Source organism: Microcystis sp. M20BS1 (assembly GCF_020245305.1).
Lineage (GTDB): Bacteria > Cyanobacteriota > Cyanobacteriia > Cyanobacteriales > Microcystaceae > Microcystis > Microcystis ichthyoblabe_A.
In genome coordinates this window covers 1-20,099 of record NZ_JADBUZ010000087.1, presented here as the reverse complement: position 1 = coordinate 20,099, position 20,099 = coordinate 1, and the positions used below count along the sequence as shown (strand labels likewise).

The window sequence follows — 20,099 nt, the reverse complement described above, 5'->3', positions numbered from 1 at the left end:
ATTTTTACTGAGAAGAAACCCTGGATGAAAACTGGTTTCCCTAACTATGCAACAAGGTGATTTAATCGAGATCGAGATTACCGACCTCAACCATACGGGCGAAGGTGTGGGAAAATACCGAGGACAGGTGATTTTTGTGCCAGATACGGTTATTGGCGATCGCATTCAAACTCGCATCACCTATATCAAAAAAAGTCATGCGATCGGCAAACTACAAACTATTCTACAAGCATCTCCCCATCGTATCCGGCCTCGCTGCATCGTTGCCGATAAATGTGGTGGCTGTCAATGGCAACACATCGAGGATCAATTTCAGCTGCAGGTCAAAAAAGAGCAAGTACAAGAGGTATTAACCAGAATTGGCGGTTTTACCGATCCTTTGGTTTATCCTCCCCTCACCGGTACTTCTCCCCTCGCTTATCGCAATAAAGCTACCTATCCTCTCGGATTTTCCTCCACCGGCAATGTGCAAGCGGGTTATTATCGTCGCGGCAGCCATCATCTGATTAATCTCAATCAATGTCCAATTCAAGATCAGGCTTTAAATCCGTTTCTAGCAGAGATAAAACAGGATATTCAGGAGCAAGGCTGGTCAATTTACGATGAAAAGACCCATCAAGGACAATTACGCCATTTATCCCTAAGAATTGGCCGCCACACGGGAGAAATTTTATTAACCCTGATTAGTACCGATAATAATTTACAGGGAATTGAGACCCAAGCGCGGCAATGGCTGGCAAAATACGGCAATTTAGTCGGTGTAACCCTGAATTATAACCCCGATCGAGGTAATGCTATTTTTGGCACTCAGACCACAACTATCGCCGGAAGGGACTATATTAACGAAAAGTTCGCCGGATTAACCTATCAATTGGCTGCCGATACCTTTTTTCAGATTAATACAGAGGCTGCTGAAGCTTTATTGGCGCTTATTTGCCAGAAATTAGAGCTTAAAGGTGAAGAAATTCTTATTGATGCTTACTGTGGTATCGGTACTTTTACTTTACCCCTCGCTAAACGGGTTAAAGAGGTGATTGGACTAGAATCCTATAGCTTTTCCCTCGATCGAGCCAAGATTAACGCCCAATTAAATAATATTACCAACACAACCTTTATTTTAGGGGCAGTAGAAAAAACTTTACCGCAACTGACAGTTAAACCCGACATTATTCTACTCGATCCGCCCCGCAAAGGTTGCGATCGCTCTGTCCTTGATAGTTTGTTACAGCTGCAAAGTCAACGCATTGTTTATATAAGTTGTCAAAGTGCAACTTTAGCCAGAGACTTGCAATATCTCTGTCAAACAGGCGATTATCAACTGCTAGAAGTGCAAACCGCCGATTTCTTTCCTCAAACTCCCCACGTCGAATGCGCTGCTTTTCTTAGACAAAAAAACACAAATATGGTATGATGAAACAAGGGGGAAAACCTGACCCTTTAGCCGTTTATAGCTGAAAAGTCAACGGTTAAGGATAATAGCATATTAGGAACCGTTCCAATCAGCCGCTTTTTTAATTAATCACCCGCTCAAAGTTGCCTTGATTTTCGATTGGTTTGTAGATCAATCATAAAAATATCTAATCCATCTCAGAGACAGAAAAGGGACAAAATATGACTTATTAGGTATGGCAATCATCTAGATCGACGGTTAAGAGACCTTGATCTTTCTGTAAGAGAACAGTCATTGAATAAAAGCTAGAGGTAAAGCGCGTGATTGCTATTTCACTGCCAACAAGCAAACGAAGCTGGAACACCATGAGTTTCGCTTCCACCTTGTATCTTTGTCCGATTTTAGATTTATTGACCGCTAGTATTCCCGAAGAATTAGAACCAGAAATTAGATTAGGATTGCAAGAAGCTTTAGTTAATGCCGCTAAACACGGTAATCATCTCGATCCCAGCAAAACCGTCGTTGTTCAATTTTCTAGCAGTAAAGACGAGTATTCTTGGGTAATTACCGACGAAGGTGGTGGATTTACGCCAGGTTGTCACCATCATGGCTGTAGTTGCGATTGCCCCAATTTTCCCCCTGAAGAAGCGGAAAATGGCCGAGGACTGTGTATGTTATATCAAATCTTCGACCAAGTTCACTGGAATCAAACAGGAACCCAACTGAAACTTTCTAAACAAATTAAACAGGAACGCTGGTTGAATTAATGACCATGACCGTGAGAAGGACAGGGAGGAGCAGAAATCGAGCGATCAAGCCAGCCTGTAGCCTGTTGTAGCCGAGGAAGTGCTTCTTCTGGCTGATTATCTAATAAAAACACCAAAGCCGTCCCCAATTGTTCAGCAGCCCGAGCATTACGATTGGCCTTCAGACGATGCCAGTCAATTGGTGCGATCGCCAAACGTTCCGCCAAAATCCGCGCCAATTCCAGGGTAGATAGATCATCAACAGTCTGAGAGGAGGAAGAGACAGGGGATGGAATCATAATCAAAAGGTTTCGTAAAACCGTAAAATCGTCTATAACTATAGTTTAGACGCAGGCAATCGGATCGAGTCCATGTCCTTAGAAGAAAACCCCTACCCTAACGATGAATCGGCAGAATTTACCGAAGCGATTGAAGAAGTCGAAGCGGCGATCGCATCACTAAAAGACCGTTATCGACAGATCAATGAAGCAGAACAGCAAAAAAAAGACCTAGAAGCACAATTTAGCCAAATAGAACCCCAATGGCGCGAAAATCCCCTACCTGAACTAGAAAAGGAATTAGTACAAATTCGCGAACAGATTCAAGAATTAGAGGTAATTTTAGAAAGCAATTTACTTAAAGAAGGGGAATTAAAGCGCCTATTCTGGGAAGGAATCCGTCGCGGACTGCTGGGGGAAGTTTTTTGGCAAATTGTCCGCTTTGGTGGTATTGGAGTCTTACTGGGTTGGATTCTGCGATCCTGCAGTGGGTGATGAACTGGTATCTAAATTACTTGTTAAGACTGCACTGGGGAGGAGAGAAGGGGTTCTCTTGGATTTGGTGGGTAAAATGTATTCTAAGATACATTCCTCCTAGCGAGGGGGTGGAACGAACCACAAAGACACAAAGGACACAAAGATCGATCGATCATATAGTAAGTTAAACTTATCACACAGAACCTAGAAGAGGAGAGAAGGTAGCTTTTTTTCAGGGAATGCTCACCTAATACCGCTCACTGAAAAATCGCCTATCTCCCCATCTCTCTATTTCGGTAAAATTCGGCCAATAGTGCGATTTTCCGGGGTAAAAGTCTCTTTAGCCACCCGTTGAATATCAGCTGCCGTGACAGCATTATAAGCATCTAATTGGGCGAATAAATTACGCCAATCGCCGGTTTTTACCTCGTATTCGATCAAGGATCGCGCCATGCCCATGTTAGAATCAAGACCTCTTAATAGGGCTGCCCGTAGTTGATTTTTAACCCGTTCTAATTCCTGTTCCGAAACCGGTTCATTTTTCAATCTTTCCAACTCCAAATTCAAACCCTGCGCTACTTCCTCTAGGCTGACATTAGGAGCGCTCAGAGCATAGAATAAGAGCAAATTCGGGTATTTATCCCCCGGAAAGCCGTTAAATCCCTGGGCAGCGAGAGCAAGTTGTTTGTCCTCCACTAAAGCTTTATACAGTCGCGAAGTTCTTCCTTCACTCATTAAAGTGGCGATAACCTCGTAAACCGCATGATCGGGATGATTGAGGGCGGGACGATGGTATCCTTCTAAATACCAAGGCTGCGAGGCTAATTTTAGGGTAATTTCCTTTGTTTTGGTTTGGTTCGGTTCCACTACCTTCACCTGTGGGGGTTTCGGTTTAGCGGGAAAACGACCAAAATAAACCTTAGCTAACTGTTTGACCTGTTCTGGGTCCACATCTCCGGCGATAGCTATGGTTAAATTACTGGCAGGATAAAATTTATCGAAAAAGTTTTGGATATCTGAGGGTTCCAGATTGCGAATATCTCGATCGTAGCCGATAACGGGACGTTTGTAGGGATGGACAGTATAAGCTTGATCGAGAAAAGCTTCGATTAATAGACCCAAGGGGCTATTATCCGTCCGCATCCGTCTTTCTTCTAGAATTACGTCTTTTTCTTTGTAAAATTCCCGTTGGAACACCGGTTCTAAAAATCGTTCCGATTCCAAAGACATCCACAATTCCAATTTATTCGACGGGAAACTGTAAAAATAGCTAGTTGCATCGCTGGAAGTGGTGGCATTTAAACCGACTCCCCCCTGAGTTTCGACAATTTGCCCGTATTCGTTGCGTTGGACGAATTTCTCGGACTCTGCCTTAGTTTTTTGAAATTCTTCCGTTAATTTAGCCACTTCTGCGCTTTTACCCGCTTTTTTGGCCGCTTGCAGTTCTTTGTCTATAGCTTCAAGGCGATCGAGGACTTTTTTCTCGCTAAGATAATCGGTAGTACCAATGGTTTTTGTGCCTTTAAAGGCTAAATGTTCCAAAAAGTGGGCAACTCCTGTTTTACCGTCCGGTTCATCGGCACCTCCCACATCCGCGTAGGTGACAAAGGAAATAACCGGGGCATCGCGATTTTCTAGGATAATAAATTTTAGTCCGTTGTCGAGGCGAAATTCGGTAATTTTTTGTTGAAATTGCTTAAGGTAGGGGGTAATCGATTGCACATCGGCTGATTGCTCTTTCGCTTGGGCAAGAAGGGGTGAGAAACTCCCAAAACCCCAAAACACAAGGAAAGCGACCCAAAAGCCGATTACAGCCCGATAATAGGGGTTATTTTTAATGATCATGGATAGTTTTATCAGGTATCGTGGGAGCGAGAGATCGATCGCTCTGTTCGATCTTAGCAGTCGATTGTTAGGAGAGGGGGAGTGGGAATTGTGAATTATGAATTATAAATTATGAATTGGGAAGTGGGGAAGTGGGGAAGTGGGGAAGTGGCAATGGGGGCTTTTCAGTAAACAGTAAACAGTAAACAGTTAAGCTAAGACGCATTTAAACCGCTTATTCTTAGATTAGCTGAACCTCCCCCAATCCCTTTACTGTTGCCTTTTGCCTCTTGCCTTTTGCCTCGTCTCAACAAGCAATTTAAATTACGAACAGCTTAGGGACTTGCGTGGGAATAATATCCCAATCGATCGGAGGGCGCAAGCTTTGCGCCCCTACAGTAACGGATTTTGCCCACAATGTAGGGGCGAACTGCGTTCGCCCAAAAGGTACATTATCAAAGCGCAAGTCCCTTATCAGTTGTCATTTCATTGTTTACTGTTCACTGTATCTCAACAGTAGAAGAATTTCTATAACATCGTCAAGTTTATTACTGTTTGGGCGACTATTACTGCCCATCTAAAATGCCTCTGAGGGGGTTGCGGGCTTTTTCTTCTAATTTTTTACCTCGCACCCAAAGGACAGTACAAAATCCGAAGATAACTAGCCAAAATAGGGATATTGATTGCCATTCCCAAGATAGGCGATGATACAGAGCAAAAGAGGTAAACCCAAATACAATGGGAAACCAACAAAACCAGGGAAAAGCCAATATCGACAAGAATCGCACCCATCCTAAATCTGTTTTTTCTTTAGCCAGATACCAAATTCCCAAACCAAAGACAATAACTCCAGCCACCGTGCCAGCCACCGCGACAGCTACAGCCGCCGCCCCAACGGATCCAGCCACCACCACCACCCCAGTCACCGCCACAACCACAGCCCAAACTACAGCCGAAACCAAAGCTACAGCCCAAACCACAGTTATAAACCCAGCTACAGCCCAAAACCCAGCTACAGCGCCAAACCAAGCCCCAGTCACCGCCCAAAACCCATCTATAAACCCAACCAAACCAGCCCCATATATAGACCCAACCACAGCCCAATACACAGCCACAATCCCAACCGACACAGCCGCGCCCCAGATTCCAAATTTAGATTTAGAGCCAGCCCCAACCAAAGCAGCCCCATACATAGCCCCATACATAGCCCCAACCACAGCCCCAACTACAGCTATAAACCAAGCTCTAGACCCAACCACAGCCACAACCACAGCCCCAACCACAGGCACAAAAACAGTCCCAACCACAGCCACAACCACGGCCACAGCCGCATTCACATCCGCAAGCTCATACTCTGTCACCCCTGCCCAAAGTAGGTTTTTTCTGAGTTGTCGATACCATTCTTGGCAAAACGTCCAGGGTCCCAGTAAGCCCAATTGCATCAATAAAGTTGGCTCTGATGTATCTTTTTCGAGTATAATTTCTCGCCATAAAACTATCAAAAAATACAGCACAACAGCAATTGTGATTGCCATCAAGCCATTAACCCAACTTTTTGGCTGACTGTACATGATAGCGAATATTTCAATTACAGATGCAAGAGAGAGCAAGAAGACAACAGTTAAAACAATTAGATATTCTCGGCTTTTTTTAAACTGATATTCTATCTTCTTAAAAAGATTATGCCAGTCGTTTCTTGTGGGGCGGCGGCAGTTGATTAAGCGAGACAGTAAGGCAAATTGTAATTCAGGTGTCAGACTCTTAAATAAATATAACCAACGCTGGTTTGGAGTAATTTCACTTAAAACTCGATCAACAAACTCTATTTTAGCAGCTAAATTGAAGTCAAGTAAATAAAGTGATTCAATTTTGTTTTTAAAAGAACTTAATTGAGTTAGATTAATTTCATTTTGTAACTGAATCGCACATAAAGGAATGACTAACCGAGGATCGAGTTCAAAAGTGATTTTAGGAATATCATCAGCAGAGCTTTCAATAATTGCAGCAGCAACTTTCTTGACAGTAGCAGAGAACTGCAAAGTGCTTGAATTTTCAAAAGGTTGCCAAATCCAATTTAAGTCCGTTTCGATTACCTCTTGTGGCTGGCGCTTTTGTTTGACGGCTCGATTTTTTAGTCGGCGAATGAATCTGAATAGCATTAGTTTTCCTTCATTATAAAGTGCGATCGCGTTCAGCTTGACTATCTTCTAACTCCTTCAACAGTGCTGCAAGTCGAAAACTTACTTTTCCGCTTAAGTTCGGATCTTCCTGCAATCTTTCAAGTGCCTCAGCCGCTTCTGGTATGGCAATTTTAACTAGATCATCCATTGCTTCTATAGAGCCTTTTCGAGCTAAAGATTCTAGTTGATTAACTGCTAAACCTCCCATTCTGATTAAGGCTTCTCGCACTTCTATAAAATGGGGTTGATTGGGATCATAGTAAATAACTAATTTTTCTACTGCTTGAGGCAAATTAGTGGCGGATAAGGCTTGAGCCGCTGCTTTTTGGCTGGCTGAATTATCTAAACTAGCAACTAAAAAATCAAATAATGCTTTCCCTCTAGGACGAAAATCAGCCGCTACTGAGCCAAAAGCACTACAAATTGATTCATCGGTTCTCAATTGTGTCTTAAAATAATCTATAATCTCCTGAGCAACTTCTGCTTTTACTTCTTGAGCATCTGCTAGACATTCAAATGCTGTCAGTGCATCTTGTTGATATACCGCCGTAATTAAATCCGTACTATTGTTTGCCAATCCACACCATAACTTGACAATTTCTAGCCAGTCGCTAGGAGCATTTTGCCATTTTTGAATTAATTCATCTTGTCTGTTTGTTAAAGCTGCTGCTACGAAATATTCTTGTAGAGTGAGATGAGGAAAATAATAACGCTGTCCGCCATCAATGCGAAGCAATAATCCACTGCGTTTGACGATTTCATCAACGATAGAATTAGCATCTTTAGCCTCTAGATTTAATGAAGGTAAGACTTGTTTAACTTGTTCCCATACTTCAGAATCAAGAAGACTGCGGCGATCTTGCTGTTGTCGCTTAGCGCTATTCTGAGCATAGAGTGCTAAATGTTGCAGAACTCGCCGCTTGTTGACACCACTATATTGATTAGGGATATTTCTTTCTTGATCGCGCAATTCTAATAAAACATCAGTAGCTTTAGTGTAAAATTCGGCTCGCGAATGAGGTAAAACGAAGGGAGTATCAGTATAAAGATAAGCGATGATTGTTAACAGTAGGGGATTCCGCGCCAGTGCCATAATTTTCGGTTTAGCTCGCAAGTTTTGAATCAATTGTTCTACTGATTTCTCTGGCGGCATTTCCGACTTCCAAGCTTGCAAAAAGCGGCGCATTTGTTGGTCACTAAATTCGTCAATCTCTAAAGTTTCCTCGGTGTTATCGACAAACTCATTATGATAAACAGCCGTCCGACAGGTAATAATTACCCGACATTTTTTATACTCTGGTAATCCTAAAAAGTCTTTAAGACACCGCACAACAGAAGAGCGAACGCCACTACTAACCTCATCTAACCCATCTAAAAGCAGCAGTAAACGTCCGTCTTTTAAACCTTGAGAGATGAAACGATTAGCTTTGGGAAAATTATGGCGATCGCAAGCTTCTACTAACTGTTGTTCTAACTTTTCTACTGTCAAATTAGCCTCATTAAGGCGGTTCAATTCTAGTAAAATTGGCACGGGACGATCGGATAAATTTTTGAATCGTCCTTCTGAATAGGAAAGTGCTAGATACTTTAATAACATCGACTTTCCCGAACCAGGCGCACCTTTAACCACTAAGCGGCGGTATTTTTGCACCGCATTTTCTGCTTCAATCAAAGAGCGATCGCTCGCTTTAAAAGCTTTTAAAGAAACATAAATCTCCCGCATTTCTAGGGGACGATGAGGACGAAAAGGTATATTAAGTTTTTGATATTTATCAATTAATGCTTGTCGATACTTTTTAAGAGCAATATTTTCAAATAAGGGTGTTCCAGCGAAGGTTTTATAAATCCATTTACTAATCGCATCTAAAGACTGATTGAGCCATTTTTTTAAGGTATCACTAATAACAGTCCCCAAAATACCACCCAAAACAAGAATAACAAGCACAGGTATCCAGGCAGGATATTTATTAATATCATATTGTTGTTCATAGATATCCCATAATTCATCCTGTGGAAAACAAGAAGCTTGAGAATTTACCTCTTTATACAAATTTAAAATATCAGCAATTGTCTTTTTCTTTTTATCAGTATTAAAAAAGTTCAAACGGTCAGCTTCTGCATCTTTTTTTGCCCGATTTTGAATATCTCCCCTAAGTTGGTTACAGGGATTAGGTGCAGGAAGCTTTTGAGTAAAAACAGGCAAAATTGTCCCCCACGCGACTGAAATTGCCAGCGCTAGGACAAAAATCATCAATAACTGCTGCTTTTTCCAGTGAATAAACTTCATTGTCTGTACCGTTTCTTTGCCTTTTTCCCACATCCTGGCTACCAATATAACACTGATTTATACAGTATAGGCTACATATAAGGAGAGGCACTCATGCACGAGGGGGAATAAATAATCAGTTTTTAATAACCAGATTCAGTATGATAACTGATGACTGATAACTGATAACTGACTCCCGACTCCTGACTTTTAGACAAAAAATCTCTCCCTAAAGAGGAGAGAAGTCAAAAAAAGCACGAATAACAATGGGTGGGAGGCGATTTTTATAGGTCGCCACCACGAAAAGCTAGTAGGAAAATGACAAAGGGGCCAGCTAACATGATTAGCGCCACGAAGGTGAGTTGAAAAATGGGTTCTAAATTGAGAGCCGCAAATAATTCCATGATGTCTCCTAACCTGTTTACAATGATTTAAAAGGCTAATCTGGTCAAAACCATTGTCTCTGGTCAAAACCATTGTCTATCATACAGGGGATGATTCGCTGGTTTTCCTGATTCGATACAAAAATACATAAAGTTTTGTTGCAATTCTGAATTTTCCCGCTTTCCTATTTCCTTCCCACCGAGGGACCATCTCAATGTTCAACTCTCTGACCACATCTCCCGACTCGTTAACCCAAATTTACACTGGTTTTCAGGCACTCTCGGATCCCCTACGGCTGCAAATTTTGCAACTGTTGCGACATCAGGAATTATGCGTCTGTGAATTGCGCGACCATCTCGATATCGCCCAATCTAAATTATCTTTTCACCTAAAAACGCTAAAAGAAGCTAATTTAGTCCGCAGTCGTCAAGAAGGTCGTTGGATCTACTACAGCCTAAATCTATCTCAATTTCTTCTCCTAGAAGAATATCTATCCGAATATCGTCGTTTTAGTTCCCTTGTCACCGCTCGTTTCTGCGAGGAAAATAAGTAACCAATCAAGATTTTTAGAAATATTAAAGCTTTATAACTAGCTTTTCCCCTTGACATATCAACTTTTTTTGAAATAATAAAGGTGGGTTGCCCAATCTCCCATTATTCTCTTTCCACCTTTGTGCGATGACTAATCAAATCAATCCTAAAGCCGCCAAAGCTGGTGGTAGCCTTAGTGTTTTTGAAAAATATCTTACCCTTTGGGTTATTTTCTGTATTTTGGCGGGAATTGCCCTCGGTCGGTTATTTCCGGACGTAGCGCAGACTTTAGATGCCATGAGTATCTATAACGTTTCTATTCCGATCGCCATCTGTCTTTTCTTCATGATGTATCCGATCATGGTTAAGATCGACTTTTCTCAGGCTCTCCGGGCTGCCCGTACTCCCAAACCAGTTATTTTAACTTTAGTGGTTAATTGGCTGATCAAACCCTTTACCATGGTGGCGCTGGCTCAATTTTTTCTCGGCTGGCTGTTTCTGCCTTGGTTGAGTCAAACGGAGATTATCCGAGGACAGACGGTAAGTTTAGCTAGTTCCTACACTGCTGGAGCTATTTTACTAGGAATTGCTCCCTGTACGGCCATGGTCTTGATGTGGGGCTATCTTTCCTACAGTAACCAGGGTCATACCCTAATTATGGTAGCAGTCAATTCCCTAGCGATGCTTTTTCTCTACGCTCCTCTAGGTAAATGGTTACTGGCAGCTAATAATTTTGTAGTCCCCTGGCAGACCATTGTTTTTTCTGTGTTAATCTACGTTGGTTTACCGCTTATTGCTGGTATCTATAGCCGTCACTGGATTTTTAAACATAAAGGACGCGCCTGGTTTGAATCGCGTTTTCTTCACTATCTCAGTCCTGTGGCAATCACTGCCTTATTGTTAACCTTAATCCTGCTCTTTGCTTTCAAAGGCGATTTAATTGTTAGTAATCCCCTGCATATTTTCCTGATTGCTATTCCCCTCTTTATTCAAACTAATCTGATTTTTTTACTTAGTTATGTGGCCGCTCTCAAACTCAATTTAGTTTACGAAGATGCGGCTCCCGCTGCTTTAATTGGTGCTAGTAATCATTTTGAGGTCGCAATCGCCACTGCGGTGATGTTATTCGGATTGAATTCGGGGGCTGCTTTAGCGACAGTAGTGGGGGTATTGATTGAAGTACCTGTGATGTTAATGTTGGTAGAATTCTGTAAAAAAACCGCCTTTTGGTTTCCCAGAGATCCAGAAAAAGCCACCCTTCTCGATCCTCGTTGCTTGAGTCCTTACAAATAATTATTCACCATGATCCAATCGACTCACAAACCAAGAATTCTTTTTCTGTATGGCTCTTTGCGGCCACGTTCTTACAGTCGTTTATTAGCAGAAGAAGCGGCCAGAATTATCACTGAATATGGGGCAGAAGTGCGCTTTTTTGATCCCCGTGAATTGCCGATTTATGGCAGTGTTTCCGATACTCATGCCAAGGTGCAAGAATTACGAGAATTAAGTCAATGGTCTGAGGGTCAAGTCTGGTCTTCTCCCGAACTTCACGGCAATATTAGCGGCATTATCAAAAACCAAATTGATTGGATTCCCTTAAGTATTGGTGCGGTTAGACCCACTCAAGGCCGCACTTTAGCAGTCATGCAAGTAAGCGGAGGTTCCCAATCTTTTAATGCAGTTAATACCCTGCGAATTCTTGGTCGTTGGATGCGAATGTTTACTATTCCCAATCAGTCTTCGGTGGCTAAAGCTTATCAAGAGTTTCACGAGGATGGCACGATGAAAGATTCCCCCTATCGAGATCGAGTTATTGATGTGATGGAGGAACTTTATAAGTTTACCATTCTCCTGCGAGATCAGGTAGATTATCTGACCGATCGCTATAGTGAAAGAAAGGAAAAAGCCGCCCAAGAAATAGCCACAATTGCCCATAAAGCTATTAATTAAATCAATTTCTAGGAGTTAAAATCATGAAAAAAGTCATGTTTGCCTGTAGAAAAAATTCCTGTCGTTCCCAAATCGCCGAAGGTTTCGCTAAAACTTTAGGTGCGGGTAAAATTGCTGTCACCAGTTCTGGATTAGAAGCGGCCAAAGTTCACCCCGGAGCAATCGAAGTTATGGGGGAAATTGGTATCGATATTACTGACCAAACTTCTAAATCAATTAGGGATTTTAATCCTGAAGATTACGATGCCGTTATCTCCCTATGTGGTTGCGGTGTCAATCTGCCGGAAGGATGGGTTTTACAGGAAATTTTCGAGGATTGGTTAATTGATGATCCCGATGGTCAACCTATGGAAACTTTTCGCCGAGTTCGCGATGAAATTAAGGCTAAAGTTATCAGATTAATCGAGCAGTTAAGTAGGTAGTTGTTAAAAGTTGTCAGACACCCCCCTTATCAAGGGGGGATTAAGGTAGGGTTGATTCATTTAAATTAAGTACAGCTGATTTTGAGTCAATAAATTTGACTTAAGATTCTCAAGTTTATCTTTTTCTAATCAAAAGAGTTAGTTACAATAACTAATCTTTAATCCTCTGCCAATATTTATTATGAATAAATTGATAAAACTTGTTCTCAAGGCACTAAAAGCCTATCTCTCTTGAAGTTGTCTGAGAGTACATCCTGTTAATTTAGCTAATTTTTCTGCTTCTTACGTCGATAAAACTATCAATTTTTCCCAACGTTCAGCTAACCACTTCTGTCCCTCCGTGATTGAGAGAAAACCCAAACCTCTGAAAAGATTCAATCCTATAGTTGTGAGAATTGACCAATTGCTTGCCGCTTGAAAATCACTGATCTCGCTTTTATCTTCCTCAAAAATTACATCTTTTACCCAATGTAACTGATTTTCTATTTTCCAATATCCTCGAATAATTTTAGCAAATACTTGAGCGGATTCGGTTAGGCTACACTTCGACAGGCTCAGTGACCGCTGATATAGTAAGCTGTTTCTTCATAAGTTTTATCCCCGCGACTACCCCTTCTTTCTACTTTAATAATTCTTCGCAGATTTTCAAACCCTTGTCTTTCATTTTTCCTCACTTTAAAAACTTCTATTTTTCTTGATATTTTTCGTCCATGACTATTATTTTGACGGTGATAACATAATCATTTTTACTCTTGGCTATTAAGCTGATTGTTTTTTTCTGACAGTGTCAAGCATCCCCAGTAAAAACTTTATTTTGGAAAGAGCAATCCTCAATTATAGCTTAACCTTCGTCGATTTCAGACCCTTTTTTGTTTTCGACTCTTTTTAAGTGTAATACTAATCCACACTTCGACACATTTCGACACATTTTGACAAGCTCAATGTAAAGGGTCAGTGACACTTTCTTGACTAAACAATGAGACAAGCATGATAAAATTTTGTTGTTCATTGTTAGGATTCTTTAGGGTGTTTTTGAGACTTTTTCTATCTATGTCTAGCCAATTTATATCATATCTTTGTCCATATTCTTCTAATACCCATTCATTAAACATTTTTAACAAACTCTGCCATTTAATTCCCATTATTAAGTACCTAAGCAAAATTAATTACACATTTCGATAAAGCTTGGTTCTTCCGAACTTACACTGTAGAAAATTCCCCAAGCTTCCTCTCTGTCCAGCAATGCTCTAAAGTTGATAAATATCAATCTAATAAAAACTCAAAGCCCTATTGTACAAGCTTTACAAGCATGAGTTGTTGATAGTTTTGCATGACAGTTTCGGTAGAGCCTAAAGCTTTTGCCTATTGCCTATTGCATGAGTGCCTATCCTAACCAAGAAATTAATTTTGCACGACTACTTACCCTTCTAATTATTGAACAAAGTCCTAGAAATCAGCCAAATTACCGCCCTATTTTTTGACACCTACAATTAAGGATAATCAGGGCAGTATCAGCCTCGAAATCGTCAAAAACACCGATAACCATCCGGGGAAAGTTGACGGCCAACCTGAACCTAGAACTAGGGAGACAAAAACAAGATCGGGCAGAAAGCCGATACTTGTTACAATAGTTTACAAATCACCCTGCCCCGTCACCGAACTATGTCCGAACAGATGATCTCCCCAGAGACGCAACCCGAAGAAGCGATTACTGTTGAAGTGCAGCCCGTCCATATTCCCGAAGAGCATCGGGAAGATATCGGCCCCATGGATGACAACGTGGCCGAGAGTTGGCGCTACAATCCCCAAGTTATTAACGACTATTACCGTGGGCGACCTCTAGACGTTGTGGGGAGATTAATCGAAATTACTCTACCAGTTTTGTCTTTTCTCATCGGTATCTGGTGGGATAAACTGCGGGGAAAATCGCCGAAAAATGAAATTAGACGGGCTGTACAATTGCGGGAAATGTTGACCAAATTGGGACCGACCTATATTAAAATCGGTCAAGCTCTCTCTACCCGTCCTGATTTAGTACCGCCTTTATATTTAGAAGAATTAACCACTCTCCAGGATCAAATTCCCTCTTTTCCTAACGAAATCGCCTATCGTTTTATCGAAGAAGAATTAGGTTATTCTCCTGAAGAAATTTATGCAGAATTATCCCCCAATCCCATAGCGGCCGCTTCCCTAGGACAAGTTTATAAAGGTAAATTAAAAACCGGAGAGAGAGTCGCCGTTAAAGTACAGCGTCCCGATTTGATTCGCTGTATAACTTTAGATGTGTATATCATGCGTAGTTTGGCGAGTTGGGCGAAAATTAATGTTAAAAGACTTCGCTCCGATTTAGTGGCAATTACCGACGAATTAGCTGGTCGTATTTTTGAAGAAATTAATTATCTGCACGAAGGACAAAACGCCGAAAAATTCGCTCAACTTTATGGTCACATTGCCGAAATTTACATCCCCAAAATCTACTGGAAATATACCGGGCGACGGGTTTTAACCATGGAGTGGGTGGACGGCACAAAATTAACTAATATCAAAGAAATTCAAGCGCAAGGTATTGATGCCACCTACTTAGTTAATGTGGGGGTGCAGTGTTCTTTGCGTCAATTACTTGAACACGGATTTTTCCATGCGGATCCCCATCCGGGTAATTTATTAGCGACTCCCGATGGTAAATTAGCTTATCTTGATTTCGGCATGATGAGCAATATTGAACCCTATCAACGCTACGGTTTAATCGAAGCAGTGGTGCATTTAGTCAACCGGGATTTTGAGTCTCTGGCCAAGGATTATGTTAAACTAGACTTCCTATCACCAACTACCAATTTAGAGCCAATTATTCCCGCTTTTTCGGAAGTTTTCGGTAATGCTTTGGGGGCGAGTGTGGCAGAATTAAACTTTAAAAGTATCACCGATAAAATGTCGGCGATGATGTACGAGTTTCCCTTTCGAGTTCCTGCCTATTATGCCCTGATTATTCGCTCGATGGTGACTTTAGAGGGAATAGCGATTGGCATCGATCCTAATTTTAAGGTACTGAGTAAAGCCTATCCTTATATTGCCAAACGTCTGCTGACCGATCCTTCCACGGAGTTGCGAGATTCCCTGCGGGATTTATTGTTTAAAGACGGTACTTTTCGCTGGAATCGTTTAGAAAATCTCTTGCGTAATGCTAAAGATTCTAATGATTTTAACTTCGAGAAAGTCAGCGAACAAGCATTAGATTTTCTTCTGTCAGATAGGGGTATATTTATCCGCGAAAAATTAGTGAATGAGTTAGTAAATACCCTCGATAATTTCGGCCGTCGCACTTGGTTTAATCTCACGGTTAATTTCCGGCAACAGGTGGGTTTAACGGTACAAGAAACTCCCCCAGAATTGTTGGGTGATGCTAAGAGTTTTGAGCATCTTCGCAACATCTTTAGTATTTTACAGGAAACGAAAGGATTTGATGCCATGGCTATGGTGCCAGTGATGACGAAACTAATCGCTAAACCGGAAACCCAACAGATGGGACAAAAAATTGCTGAAGGTTTACTACAAAAATCCCTAGCGCGTTTAATTCGTTACTTAGTTCTCGAATTCGATAGACCAAATCATCGGCAAAATGGAGAATTATCGAAAGCTTTACCCGCTGCCGATTAACCTCTGTCAGTTCCACCGACTGCTCAAAATCTGAGCATTTCCGACAATAAAGGCCGTGAAATAAATTTCACGGCTACGAGAAAAACGCTAAACTGTTTTTAAAGTTTTTTTATCCTAACTGGTTAACGGGGTTTAAAGGTGACTTGTAAACCGTCGCGAGGATGGGGAGTGGGGATAGTGGTGAGGGTGAGATCTTGATTAGGGAGTAATTGCCAATCATACTTTTGTACTAAACGGACGGCTAAAATTTTCATCTCTAAACGAGCGAATTCCTTGCCGATACATTCGCGCAATCCCGCACCAAAGGGGATATATCCGTAGGGTTTTTCCTCGGCTAAAAAGCGATCGGGATCAAAGGTTTCAGGATGGGAATAAATATTATTATCTTTATGGGTATTGCTGATTTGATACTGCACTATCCATCCTTTCGGCAAATGATAACCGTTAAATTGACAGTCTTCTATTACCCGACGGAATCCTCCTCCCACGGGGGGAGTAAAACGTAAAACTTCCTTTAAAACGCGATCTAAATAGGTCATCTGTTTGAGGGTATCAACGCTTAAAGGAGTGGATAGATCAAAATTAGTTATTTCCTCAAGGACAAGCTGAAAAATATCGGGATGCAGTGCCATTTGTAGGCAGAAAGTGGCGATAGCGGAGGTTAAAGTTTCATGACCAGCAAAGAGTAATAATAGCACTTGATCCTTTAATTCCGCTAGGGATAAACTTTCACCGTTTTCGTCTTTAGCTTGTAAAAGGATAGCCAGAGCATCCTGGCCTAAGTCATCATTTTTTTTTCTTTCTAAAATGATAGTTTCGAGCGCTTGCAGTAATTCTTCTCGACAGCGTAATGCTTTGCCGAAAGCTGTCCAAGGAAGGGGAAGGGGAAGGGTAAATAGTCCCGCAGAAAAAGTATCAAAAGCTTCTCCTAATTTGGTAGCAGAACCCTGGTCAAGACCGACAAATAATTTACAGGCGATATCGAGGGTATAGTTTCTTAATTCAGGATACCATGACAGGGTTTTTGCGGTTTGCCAACGCTCTAAATAGTGAGCGGTAATTGTTTCTACCGTAGGGATATAACTTGCTAGGGACCGGGGTTGAAAAGCTTGATAGATTAAACGACGACGGGAAGCGTGAACATCTCCCGTATGCACTGCTAAAGATGCGCTACCTAGGAGAGTTTTGGTACTTTTAGGCCAAGTTGCCGCAAAGTATTTATTCTCGTTGCTGAGGAGAAACCGGTTAGCTTCGGCACCGGATAAAATTATCGTGGGACTGCCAAAAATATGAGTACGGAAAAGTTGACCATATTTATTATGACGTTTGCTGGCAAAATCCCCATCGGTTAAAAAAGCGATTGTTTCTCCTAATAGGGGTAATCCGAAACTGCCGGGGGGTAGGGGTAAATCGTTGCTTGTAGTCATCGCTGCCTCTAGGGTAAAACTAATCAGTTGCCGTCGATTAACCCTGTTTATTCTAACCTAAAGCACCGGCGAATTCATCCCCTTATATAGCTGGACAATTAGCGATCGCACTTAACAACGGTAAGTACCTAGGCAAAATTAATTACACATCTCACCAGTCAACAGTAAGAATTGCCGCCAATTGACATTTTTTAAGATCACCGCCATAATCACCCATTGCTAATAGTAATTCGCGGCAAACGATGCTTAAAACCGCAGAGAATCTCCCAGGATATCGTACCTAAATCCCGCGCCCAATCGTCGGCGGTGATGCACTGTGGGCCATCTTTACCGATAAGTGTGACGATTTCCCCTGTTTTTACCTCTGGAATCTCGCTCACGTCAATCATTAACTGATCCATGGTTATCGCGCCGATTTGGGGTACTAAACGTCCTCTCAGGGATACTTTTAAACGATTGGAGAGATTGCGGGGAATTCCATCGGCGTAACCGATACCGACCACAGCAATACGGGTGTCTTTTGCCGCTATGTACTGATGACCATAACTCACTCCCGAACCGGCGGCAATGGTTTTGACTTGGGCAATGCGCGCTTTTACTTGCAGGACGGGTTGCAAAGGGACTTTATCGGTGAGATGATCGGCGGGATAAAGACCGTAGAGAGCTAATCCGACTCTAACTCGATCGTAGTGCAGAGATCGATCGCTTAGGGTAGCGGCAGAGTTGGCTAAATGCAGACAGGGGGGATGATAACCTTTTGATCTTAACTCGGCGATCGCTTGTTGGAATCTTTGCCGTTGTAACTGCATGATCTCGGGATTGGGATCGTCAGCTGTGGCAAAATGGGAGTATATACTGGCAATTTTCAGGTTAGGAGCCTCTAAAACCTGTTCGACGAATTTGGTGCCGTTGTGCCATTGTGTACCTAAGCGAGACATCCCCGTATCTAGTTTGATATGGACCGGCAGCCGCTGCTCTAAGCGTCTCATCACGCTGGCAAAAATTTGCACCTGTTCGATTTGCACCAGGGTGGGTTGCAATTGCCAATGGGCTAAGGCTGCCACTTCTTCCGGGGTGTTCACTGCCCCTAAAATCATAATTGGGGCAACGATTCCCGCTTCCCGTAGTTCGATACCTTCCCCGATAGTCGCGATGGCTAAAGACTGCGCTCCAGCTTCTAAAACGCTGTTAGCCACCTTAACTGCCCCGTGTCCGTAAGCATCGGCTTTAATTACCGCCATTAATTCCGTTTTTGGGGCTAATAAGGCCTTGACTTTTCGCACGTTTTGTTGTAGGGCAGATCGATCAATCTCTACCCAAGCACGATAGCGAATTACTTCCGACAATTGATAATCATGACGGTTTTTGGGCGGATTGATAATTTTTGGTTCGATGCTAAACGTCACTCGCTCACTCCTTTGCACGCATAACCCAATTTATACCAAAAGAAAACCGAGAGGGCTAGGAAAAAAGCCGGAAACTCCTCTGGATTTCCTCCTTTTTCCAGGCGGAATCTAGGCTTTAAGATGAATGGGATCTTAGGAAGTTCCCGAAAAAATTGGCAGTTAGGGTTTTTTCCTAGAGAATGAACAGTAACGGGTAATCAGTGACAAGAAAGTAGCGAAGTTTTCACCTAACACTATCTCAGTGGTTGGACAGAAGTGAAGTTAACTATAGGCTAAGGAATGCCAAAAAGCCTAGACTAAGATAAAATTATTATATCCAACCAGATGCAGTACAGGAGTTTAGCCAATGTCTAACGAAACTGTTACTTATTCCCTAGAAGCTGTCCTCACAAGGATTGAGGGGAAGATCGATAAGATTGATGAGCGCTTGACAAAAGTAGAAATAGGATTAACCGATCTCAAAGGAGATATTAAAGTGTTAGACGAGAAAATCGAAGGCATGGACAATCGGCTAATATCGGTAGAGGGAACCCAAAAAAATCAGGTCTGGACATTGATTATCCTTTTGGGAAGTGCCATTATTACTGCCGCTTGGAAAGTATTTTTTTCCAGTAATATCTGAGTTCTCTAATTCTCAACAAGACTACAGTTAACCGCTCCTGAAAGAAAATTTTCTTAAAGCCTAGACTTAAGATAAAATTATATCCAACCGGATGCAGTATAGGAGTTTACCAAATGTCTAACGAAACTGTTACTTATTCCCTAGAAGCTGTCCTCACAAGGATTGAGGGGAAGATTGACTCGCTTGAGAAGCGGGTTAACGAAAGATTTGACAAGGTAGAAGATCGGTTAACCAAACTAGAAATAGGAGTAACTGATCTCAAAGGGGATATTAAAGTGTTAGACGAGAAAATCGAAGGCATCGACAATCGGCTAATATCGGTAGAGGGAACCCAAAAAAATCAGGTCTGGACATTGATTATCCTTTTGGGAAGTGCCATTATTACGGCTGCTTGGAAAGTATTTTTTTCCAGTAATATCTGAGTTCTCTAATTCTCAACAAGACTACAGTTAATCGCTCCTGAAAGAAAATTTTCTTAAAGCCTAGACTAAGATAAAATTATATCCAACCAGATGCAGTATAGGAGTTGACCCAATGTCTAA

At 41.9% G+C, this 20,099-nt stretch carries 17 protein-coding genes and 1 pseudogene; 10 read left to right on the top strand and 8 right to left on the bottom strand.

What is annotated here, in order from left to right; genetic code table 11:
- The first annotated feature begins 46 nt into the window (after positions 1–46).
- Together rlmD and IM507_RS08905 are read left to right on the top strand one after the other, a co-directional pair.
- Complete coding sequence (rlmD, locus tag IM507_RS08910) at positions 47–1,411, top strand: 23S rRNA (uracil(1939)-C(5))-methyltransferase RlmD (RefSeq protein WP_123230556.1); 1,365 nt, start codon at positions 47–49, stop codon at positions 1,409–1,411.
- 344 nt (positions 1,412–1,755) lie between these two features.
- Complete coding sequence (locus tag IM507_RS08905) at positions 1,756–2,157, top strand: ATP-binding protein (RefSeq protein ID WP_002735716.1); 402 nt, start codon at positions 1,756–1,758, stop codon at positions 2,155–2,157.
- Here IM507_RS08905 and IM507_RS08900 read toward each other — a convergent pair.
- Complete coding sequence (locus tag IM507_RS08900) at positions 2,154–2,435, bottom strand: DUF6439 family protein (protein WP_002735085.1); 282 nt, start codon at positions 2,433–2,435, stop codon at positions 2,154–2,156. The genes IM507_RS08905 and IM507_RS08900 overlap by 4 nt on opposite strands.
- A gap of 72 nt (positions 2,436–2,507) precedes the next feature.
- Here IM507_RS08900 and IM507_RS08895 point away from each other — a divergent pair, with 72 nt between their 5' ends.
- On the top strand, positions 2,508–2,909 hold the full coding sequence (locus tag IM507_RS08895; RefSeq protein ID WP_002735395.1) for a sll0565 family protein: 402 nt from the start codon (positions 2,508–2,510) through the stop codon (positions 2,907–2,909).
- Between the two features lie 270 nt (positions 2,910–3,179).
- Here the strand turns inward: IM507_RS08895 and IM507_RS08890 are convergent, their stop codons facing one another.
- The 4 genes from IM507_RS08890 to psb30 form a co-directional block, all read right to left on the bottom strand.
- Positions 3,180–4,736 carry a M16 family metallopeptidase gene (locus IM507_RS08890; RefSeq protein WP_287636910.1) on the bottom strand — a complete coding sequence of 519 codons (1,557 nt, stop codon included), beginning with the start codon at positions 4,734–4,736 and terminating at the stop codon, positions 3,180–3,182.
- A 545-nt stretch (positions 4,737–5,281) separates the two neighbouring features.
- Positions 5,282–6,874, bottom strand: a complete 1,593-nt coding sequence (locus IM507_RS08885) for a hypothetical protein (protein ID WP_287636909.1) — start codon at positions 6,872–6,874, stop codon at positions 5,282–5,284.
- A 13-nt stretch (positions 6,875–6,887) separates the two neighbouring features.
- Entirely contained in the window at positions 6,888–9,215 is a 2,328-nt protein-coding gene (locus IM507_RS08880; RefSeq protein ID WP_287729948.1) for an NACHT domain-containing protein, read from the bottom strand.
- Between the two features lie 230 nt (positions 9,216–9,445).
- Positions 9,446–9,565 carry a photosystem II reaction center protein Ycf12/Psb30 gene (gene psb30, locus IM507_RS08875; protein ID WP_002736367.1) on the bottom strand — a complete coding sequence of 40 codons (120 nt, stop codon included), beginning with the start codon at positions 9,563–9,565 and terminating at the stop codon, positions 9,446–9,448.
- 194 nt (positions 9,566–9,759) lie between these two features.
- Here psb30 and IM507_RS08870 point away from each other — a divergent pair, with 194 nt between their 5' ends.
- The 4 genes from IM507_RS08870 (at position 9,760) to arsC (ending at position 12,448) form a co-directional block, all read left to right on the top strand.
- Positions 9,760–10,098, top strand: coding sequence for an ArsR/SmtB family transcription factor (locus IM507_RS08870; protein ID WP_123230560.1), 339 nt, complete (start codon positions 9,760–9,762; stop codon positions 10,096–10,098).
- 125 nt (positions 10,099–10,223) lie between these two features.
- A complete protein-coding gene (gene arsB, locus IM507_RS08865; RefSeq protein ID WP_002797643.1) occupies positions 10,224–11,369 on the top strand; it encodes an ACR3 family arsenite efflux transporter in 1,146 nt (381 codons plus the stop codon).
- 9 nt (positions 11,370–11,378) lie between these two features.
- On the top strand, positions 11,379–12,026 hold the full coding sequence (arsH, locus tag IM507_RS08860) for an arsenical resistance protein ArsH (RefSeq protein ID WP_069475694.1): 648 nt from the start codon (positions 11,379–11,381) through the stop codon (positions 12,024–12,026).
- Positions 12,027–12,049: 23 nt separating this feature from the next.
- Positions 12,050–12,448, top strand: a complete 399-nt coding sequence (gene arsC / locus IM507_RS08855; RefSeq protein ID WP_069475695.1) for an arsenate reductase, glutathione/glutaredoxin type — start codon at positions 12,050–12,052, stop codon at positions 12,446–12,448.
- 282 nt (positions 12,449–12,730) lie between these two features.
- On the opposite strand, the pseudogene IM507_RS08850 reads toward arsC, so the two are convergent.
- Positions 12,731–13,605, bottom strand: a pseudogene (locus tag IM507_RS08850) (ISAs1 family transposase); the annotation flags it as partial.
- Between the two features lie 505 nt (positions 13,606–14,110).
- Here IM507_RS08850 and IM507_RS08845 point away from each other — a divergent pair.
- Entirely contained in the window at positions 14,111–16,102 is a 1,992-nt protein-coding gene (locus tag IM507_RS08845) for an ABC1 kinase family protein (RefSeq protein ID WP_024969577.1), read from the top strand.
- A 122-nt stretch (positions 16,103–16,224) separates the two neighbouring features.
- Here the strand turns inward: IM507_RS08845 and IM507_RS08840 are convergent, their stop codons facing one another.
- Positions 16,225–17,529, bottom strand: coding sequence for a cytochrome P450 (locus IM507_RS08840; protein WP_002736320.1), 1,305 nt, complete (start codon positions 17,527–17,529; stop codon positions 16,225–16,227).
- A gap of 209 nt (positions 17,530–17,738) precedes the next feature.
- On the bottom strand, positions 17,739–18,935 hold the full coding sequence (alr, locus tag IM507_RS08835) for an alanine racemase (RefSeq protein ID WP_002736974.1): 1,197 nt from the start codon (positions 18,933–18,935) through the stop codon (positions 17,739–17,741).
- 346 nt (positions 18,936–19,281) lie between these two features.
- Here alr and IM507_RS08830 point away from each other — a divergent pair, with 346 nt between their 5' ends.
- Together IM507_RS08830 and IM507_RS08825 are read left to right on the top strand one after the other, a co-directional pair.
- Complete coding sequence (locus tag IM507_RS08830) at positions 19,282–19,557, top strand: hypothetical protein (RefSeq protein ID WP_002737292.1); 276 nt, start codon at positions 19,282–19,284, stop codon at positions 19,555–19,557.
- 113 nt (positions 19,558–19,670) lie between these two features.
- Positions 19,671–19,979 (top strand): DUF4164 family protein, encoded by a 309-nt coding sequence (locus IM507_RS08825; protein WP_002760170.1) that lies wholly within the window; start codon positions 19,671–19,673, stop codon positions 19,977–19,979.
- Positions 19,980–20,099 lie beyond the last annotated feature (120 nt).